Below are 6,164 nucleotides of genomic sequence, written 5' to 3' on the forward strand. Positions count from 1 at the left end.
CGAAAAGTGTATTAGGAACCTTCCAGTATTCGTTAGATATTACAGATCTTAATTGGATTAATTTTTAACTAGAAATCATGTTTAGCAAAACCAGTCATAATATCCAATTCCATTTCGCGGCCTAATGCCGTCATTGGGTGGACAATTATTAAACCTCGCACGGACTTCTTCAGCTTGCCAAGGTCGGCTTGTTCTTTTTTCGTAATGGGGCGCTTGAACGGCATGTCCTCCAATTTCTGCGCTTCTTTGCTGAGTTTTTTGTTACGTAACGCTTTTAGACGAACAATCTCAGTTTCCAATACCGCTTTTTCTTTCTCCAGCTCTGCATACTTTTCTGCTTCATTAGTCAGCTGCATACTTGCCATCTGATGGCGAATAAGGTCTAAACGGTCACTAAGGAGTTTAATTTGTGTTTTTTCGATTTCTTTCATTATTCATTAACCGTGGATAAATTCTTGTTGGCAAGTATACACGATTCTGCACAAGAGAGTGTAAAGGGATGTTACCCTATGAATGGCTGTTTCCATTCCAAAATAGACAGTGGCTATGGTAGAGATAAATGAATACTTATATTTTTTAGAAAATTAAACTACCGCTAAATAGATCGATAGAAGACCAGTTTAGTTTTATGGCCATTGGCATTGAAAGGCTTTTATGTGGATGAAGGCCTATCCGGCCTCAGTGGCTACAGGTATAATCACATAATTATCTGATAGATTTAGAGGCGAAGATGGCAAAACTCACCTTACAAGAGCAAATGCTAAAAGCAGGATTAGTCACTAGTAAGAAAATGGCGAAAGTGCAAAGAACGGCTAAAAAATCACGGGTTCAAGCGCGTGAAGCAAGAGAAGCCGTAGAAGAGAATAAAAAAGCGCAACTTGAGCGAGACAAACAATTGAGTGAGCAACATAAACAAATAGTGCAATCCAAAGAGTTTAAAGCGCAAGTTAAACAACTTATTGAGATGAATAAAGTTGATATTTCAAAGGGAGATATTAGTTTTAATTTCACCGATAATAATGTGATCAAGCAAGTGGTAGTGGACAAGATAACGCAAACACAGTTGATCAGTGGGCGCCTGGCGATTGCGCGTTTATCGATTGATAACAGTGATGTTAATGAGTATGTGATTATCCCTGCAAGTGTAGCGGATAAAATAACCCAAAGGGATGCGGATAGTATCGTACTCAATAATGCGCTCAGCCAAGAAGAACAAGATGAAGATGACCCGTACGCGGACTTTAAGATCCCTGACGACCTGATGTGGTAATACTCGGCAAATTTTAAGTCGTAGCTTTGGCGTTAAAACGGGCTCGCACAGCGAGTATTAACTCTTTCTTGGCTAATGGGATGAACAAAATGTAGTTCGCTGGCATGTAACATGAGGCGAGATACATGCTCTGGTATTTGGCCCCCATATAAGTCACAGCCTAATATAGGGTAACCTAATTTTTGGCAATGGATGCGTAGCTGGTGGGTACGCCCTGTTTCAGGCATTAATTGGACTCGGGTTACTGGGAGCAATGTGCCATTATCTAATGGGTGATGCAGACGCTCAATCACTTGGTAGTGGGAGCGGGCAGGTTTGCCATTAATTTCGCAAAGAGACATGCGAGGAAACAACGCTGGGTCTCTTGCTATTGCCGCATCAATGATGCCCTCATCATCTGTTAAATGACCACAAAGTAGGGCTTGATATATTTTAATGACAGTGCGCTGGCTAAATTGTTGGCTCAGCGCGGCATTGATTGCTTTATTACGAGCCACTACCATCAATCCAGATGTGCCAAAATCGAGGCGGTGAACAAGAGTACATTCAGGGAATATTTGTACTAATCGGTGATGGACGGAATCTACGTTTTGAGGATTTTTTCCAGAAAGGCTGAGTAGGCCACTTGGCTTGTTAATAAGAACGAGGTACTCATCTTGATAGATAATTTCTATCTTATCGTGACAGGGTGGGGCAATAAAGGTGTCGATGATTTCAGTCATTAGCTTTTCCAGCAACAATGGGCGCTGATAATAACCAATTTTTTGTCGGCTGGCGAACACTTGCCACTAGTACCGGGAAATTTATTGTTCAAGCTAAAATCAAAGCCGTGGTTTGCACATGCATTGTGCTCTATACTGCGCGTTGTAAAAGCTGAGTCAATATAAGATTAATTAGGTGGTAATGGCGATGAATGGAACGATCACAACGTGGTTCGAAGATAAAGGTTTTGGATTTATCAAAGATGAGAATGGCGATAACCGTTATTTTCATGTGGTTAAGGTTGCCAACCCTGAGTTGATTAAAAAAAATGCTGTAGTGACTTTCGAACCAACGACAAACAATAAAGGGTTGTCCGCATTTGCGGTCAAGATCATACCAGAAAGCAAATACATTTATATTGCTGGTGAGCGGATTAAGATTGCATCAATCAAATCTTACCGTGTTTATTCGGTGGAGGTGCCAGCAGATACGCGTATTGATAAAGAGAATACCGTTTTATCAATTGGTGCATTGATGAATAGTATCAAACCAAAATCAGATAAAGTGGGCCAAATGCGCTCATTAAAAAAATTAGAAATTAGTACATTACACGGGACATCGTTAACATTTTCGGAAGACGAAATTGATATCGATGAGGCTGTGAAGCAACTCAAATTTAAATGATTATTTGCAAAGTAAACAGTACCGTCTATGGGTGCTGTTTACTTGCTTATCATGTTATTCTTCCTTCTATTCCCTTTATTCCCTTCTTCTCGTATTTCACAATACCTACAAAGATGATGCTTTCTTGTTTATCTTTTCTATTCACCTAACTTCCATTTATGTTCGAATTGCTCTGGCTGAGCCGATGTTTCTTTGTTGGTTGTGACTATTATTTAAGAACGAATGCATCAGAATATTCTTATGAGTTAAATAGAAGACTATTCAGGGGGAATATGTCTATAGATTAAAAAAATGATCAAGGTTAATTTAAGTATTAATAAAATCTACTTAGTCAGTATTTTTATAACACCTCGTAGTTGTTCGTAACATTTTCCTTTTTTGAGCATTCGTGGTGTTAAGTTTAGCGACAAATTATGTACAAATATTAATTTCAGCATTTTACACTTAATCTATTCTGTTTTTGAGGTATTTCTAGTTGATTGAACTGAATTGAGGGGGCAAATATTAGCTCAGATAGAAAAAATCCATGTAACTGCATGAAACTAATGAGAAATAACAATTTGAAATCTATTGGAAAAACAGAGAAATGCATTTTTCGCTAGTTTGACAACTTATATGAGTATAATTAATATTATCCACGTACTCCGGTGAGACAGTATTCACCAAATAAAGACTAAGACATTTAAAATTAAGTTTTTACGAAGAAGCTGATTATTTATTAAATATCTAAAATTAGTAAATTAATTTTATTAATGGATATTTAAATAATAATGCTCGGGTTATTGATTTTTATTAATAGAATAAAAACTTAATCTGAAATATGAAACTTTAAATATATATTAATTTAAAAACCAAATTAAACTTTTCCCACATACTTAGGAATGATGATTATGAAATTAAATAAACTTGCTCTGATTGGCGCATTCACTGTTGCAACTCTTTCTTCTCAAGCTTTTGCTGCTCAAGATGCAACAGTTAACTTCAATGCTCGTTTAGTTGCTGCAACTTGTGATATCAGTGCTTCTAAAGACTTAATCAGCTTAGGAACACACTCAAACGAGAAACTTGATACTACTAAAGCATTATCAGAAGCAAACTTTAACTTAGTTTTAAATAACTGTACTAAAGTTTATAACGGTGATGTTGGTAGCGATAACGAAGCTGCAAATGCAACTTCTGTTTCTATCTTAGCAACAGGTGAAGCATTAACAGGTCATTCAGACATGTTTGCGGATGCTCAAGCATCACAAATCGGTGTTAAGTTAGCAGCTGGTAAAGATAAAACTGCAGTTAAACCTAACACAACAACTGAAATTGCAGACTTGAAAGTTACCGGTCAAAGCGACTACATCATCCCAATGGTTGCAGGTCTTTATGCGACAGCAACTGATGCAGTAGCTCAAAACTTAAACGTGCCAGTAACCTTCAGTGTTGCTTACGACTAATAACAGTCACCCGTTAGTTTAGCTAGCAATGCAGGCAGTAATTAATTACTGCCTGCGATATAAGAGAAAAGAAAATGCAAAAATTAAAATCTCTACTTTTTATCTTATTAACATTTTCATTTGTTGCTCAAGCGGGTGTTGGTTTAAGTCAAACTCGTATCATTATTGAAGAAGCAACTAATTCAGCCTCTATTACGGCACGTAATGAAGATAATAAAGCGTATTTAGTGGCAAGTTTTATTACACAACAGCTAGATAGTAAAACACCATCTGAAGGTTTATTTGTTATTACACCTTCAATTTTTAAGTTAGCACCGAATCAACGAAATATTATTAAAATTAAAGCGATCTCACATAAGTTTCCTAAAGATCGCGAAAGCATGTATTACTTTCACTCTAGAAATGTTCCTGAATCAGACCAAGCAGATGGTATGAAGATTGGATTAGAAAGTGTGATTAAGATTTTTTATCGCCCTGCTAATTTGTCAATGAATCAAGACGACGCATTTAAAAATATTAAAATAATTAAAAATACTAATGGCGTTAGATTAATTAATAACTCTCCTTACTATATTAACTTGGCAGGTTTATCCGTTAATAACAAAGCCATTAAGCTAAATAAACAAAATAATGTTATAGCTCCACTTGCTGAAATGAATTACACAACCCAATTTAAAGTGGGTGCAGTGAAATGGGCTGTTATCAACGATCTTGGAGGATACAATGAATATCATGGGACTGTTGAGTAAAATCATATTTGTACTGGGAATGGTTTTTTTCTCCAGCCAATTGATAGCTCAAAATGGACAAATACAGTTCAAAACCAAGATCGTTAAAGGCACTTGTGAATTTGATGATAATAGCGAATTAGATAAATACATCGACTTTAGCCAAAATGGTACATTAATTGCTTCTGATGTTGATAACAGCCCAATTAATAAACCGATACAAAGCGAAAATTTTTCTTATACGATTGTTTGTAAAAACTTCCCGGCAAATAGTGATAAAACAATTAAAGTAAAGTCAAAGTCAGCAGCATCAACACAGTTTAATAATGGCGTTTTCTTTGGTTTGACGGACACAACTAAAACGGGCTTTTTACTTGAATCTTGTGATAATAATAATCAGAACTGCCAAGCTGTCAGCGATGGAGGCGTTTCAAGTTTTCCTTCAACCACGAGTGATTCAGTTGTCGTTAATTATCGCGTTAGCTTAGTAAAACGCGAAAATAATGTTAAACCAGGTGATGCGAGTGCCGCTGTTACTTTTGAATATTATCAGGATTGATAGTCATGAAAAAAATAAAACAGTTATTACTGACTACCCTAATGATGTTTATGTATTATCCTGCAATGGCGTTAGATGACTATAAAGTACACTACGAGTTTTCTGTTTTATTTTTAGCTAAAACTTGTGAGATTGACGTTCCTAATGAAATTATATTGGGTAATGCTTCTGGTGTGACGACAGTTAGTGAAATTAAGAATGATACAGTTTCAAAAAACTTTTCCATTGGCTTAAGAAACTGTACCAGCACGGATCAAACAACAGCCGTCGTATATTTAGCATCTGGAAATACCTTAACAGGCAGTAATAATTTCTTTAATGATGACCCTAATGGGGTAATTGGTGTTCAATTATTAGATGGAACACGTGTTATTAGTGTTAATCAAACTCCTTTAGCCAAACCAGATGCATCATCAATTATTTGGGATAACATAAAAACCAGTAGTGAAACAAAAATGGTTAATGCCAAATTGCGTTGCGCCAAAACGGATTGTGAGCCAGATGAAGGTGACTTTTCTGCAACTTTAACGATTGGTTATTACGCTGATTAATAATTTTTACAACACACTAATAAATAGAATAGAAAAAGTTAGTCATTAGTCTTAATGATAAATAAATTATATAGACAACTATTCATACCATTTTTTTGATGTTTAATTATTTAAATATGCCAATTATTTTAATAAAGATGGCAACATAAAATAATATTAATTTTTTCAACTAATAATATTAAGTAACCACATTAATAGATTATATTATGGTTGAAAAATAACCCA

Annotated in this window: 8 protein-coding genes; 6 read left to right on the forward strand and 2 right to left on the reverse strand. The window is 35.7% G+C overall.

Going from position 1 to position 6,164, the window contains the following annotated elements; genetic code table 11:
- Positions 1 to 68: 68 nt before the first annotated feature.
- A complete protein-coding gene (locus PSF42_RS18150; protein WP_125894666.1) occupies positions 69 to 431 on the reverse strand; it encodes a YibL family ribosome-associated protein in 363 nt (120 codons plus the stop codon).
- Between the two features lie 299 nt (positions 432 to 730).
- Between PSF42_RS18150 and PSF42_RS18155 the strand changes: the two genes are divergently transcribed.
- Positions 731 to 1,270 carry a DUF2058 domain-containing protein gene (locus tag PSF42_RS18155; RefSeq protein WP_125894668.1) on the forward strand — a complete coding sequence of 180 codons (540 nt, stop codon included), beginning with the start codon at positions 731 to 733 and terminating at the stop codon, positions 1,268 to 1,270.
- Between the two features lie 32 nt (positions 1,271 to 1,302).
- Here the strand turns inward: PSF42_RS18155 and PSF42_RS18160 are convergent, their stop codons facing one another.
- On the reverse strand, positions 1,303 to 1,992 hold the full coding sequence (locus PSF42_RS18160; protein ID WP_272680488.1) for an RluA family pseudouridine synthase: 690 nt from the start codon (positions 1,990 to 1,992) through the stop codon (positions 1,303 to 1,305).
- Positions 1,993 to 2,179: 187 nt separating this feature from the next.
- Between PSF42_RS18160 and PSF42_RS18165 the strand changes: the two genes are divergently transcribed.
- From PSF42_RS18165 to PSF42_RS18185, 5 genes are all read left to right on the forward strand, one after another.
- Positions 2,180 to 2,656, forward strand: a complete 477-nt coding sequence (locus PSF42_RS18165; RefSeq protein ID WP_185746955.1) for a cold-shock protein — start codon at positions 2,180 to 2,182, stop codon at positions 2,654 to 2,656.
- A gap of 890 nt (positions 2,657 to 3,546) precedes the next feature.
- Entirely contained in the window at positions 3,547 to 4,101 is a 555-nt protein-coding gene (locus tag PSF42_RS18170; RefSeq protein WP_125894674.1) for a fimbrial protein, read from the forward strand.
- 74 nt (positions 4,102 to 4,175) lie between these two features.
- Positions 4,176 to 4,850, forward strand: a complete 675-nt coding sequence (locus tag PSF42_RS18175; RefSeq protein ID WP_125894676.1) for a fimbrial biogenesis chaperone — start codon at positions 4,176 to 4,178, stop codon at positions 4,848 to 4,850.
- Positions 4,825 to 5,388: a fimbrial protein gene (locus tag PSF42_RS18180; protein ID WP_125894678.1), complete on the forward strand. Its 564-nt coding sequence runs from the start codon at positions 4,825 to 4,827 to the stop codon at positions 5,386 to 5,388. The genes PSF42_RS18175 and PSF42_RS18180 overlap by 26 nt, the downstream gene beginning before the upstream one ends.
- A gap of 5 nt (positions 5,389 to 5,393) precedes the next feature.
- Entirely contained in the window at positions 5,394 to 5,939 is a 546-nt protein-coding gene (locus PSF42_RS18185) for a fimbrial protein (protein ID WP_125894681.1), read from the forward strand.
- Positions 5,940 to 6,164 lie beyond the last annotated feature (225 nt).

This window comes from Providencia sp. PROV032 (genome assembly GCF_028484875.1).
GTDB classification, from domain to species: Bacteria; Pseudomonadota; Gammaproteobacteria; order Enterobacterales; family Enterobacteriaceae; genus Providencia; species Providencia rettgeri_E.

Coding starts and splice junctions, on each gene's coding strand:
- PSF42_RS18180 (WP_125894678.1), top strand. CDS start 4,825: ATGAATATCATGGGACTGTTGAGTAAAATCATATTTGTACTGGGAATG.
- PSF42_RS18175 (WP_125894676.1), top strand. CDS start 4,176: ATGCAAAAATTAAAATCTCTACTTTTTATCTTATTAACATTTTCATTT.
- PSF42_RS18185 (WP_125894681.1), top strand. CDS start 5,394: ATGAAAAAAATAAAACAGTTATTACTGACTACCCTAATGATGTTTATG.
- PSF42_RS18165 (WP_185746955.1), top strand. CDS start 2,180: ATGAATGGAACGATCACAACGTGGTTCGAAGATAAAGGTTTTGGATTT.
- PSF42_RS18155 (WP_125894668.1), top strand. CDS start 731: ATGGCAAAACTCACCTTACAAGAGCAAATGCTAAAAGCAGGATTAGTC.
- PSF42_RS18150 (WP_125894666.1), bottom strand. CDS start 431: ATGAAAGAAATCGAAAAAACACAAATTAAACTCCTTAGTGACCGTTTA.
- PSF42_RS18160 (WP_272680488.1), bottom strand. CDS start 1,992: ATGACTGAAATCATCGACACCTTTATTGCCCCACCCTGTCACGATAAG.
- PSF42_RS18170 (WP_125894674.1), top strand. CDS start 3,547: ATGAAATTAAATAAACTTGCTCTGATTGGCGCATTCACTGTTGCAACT.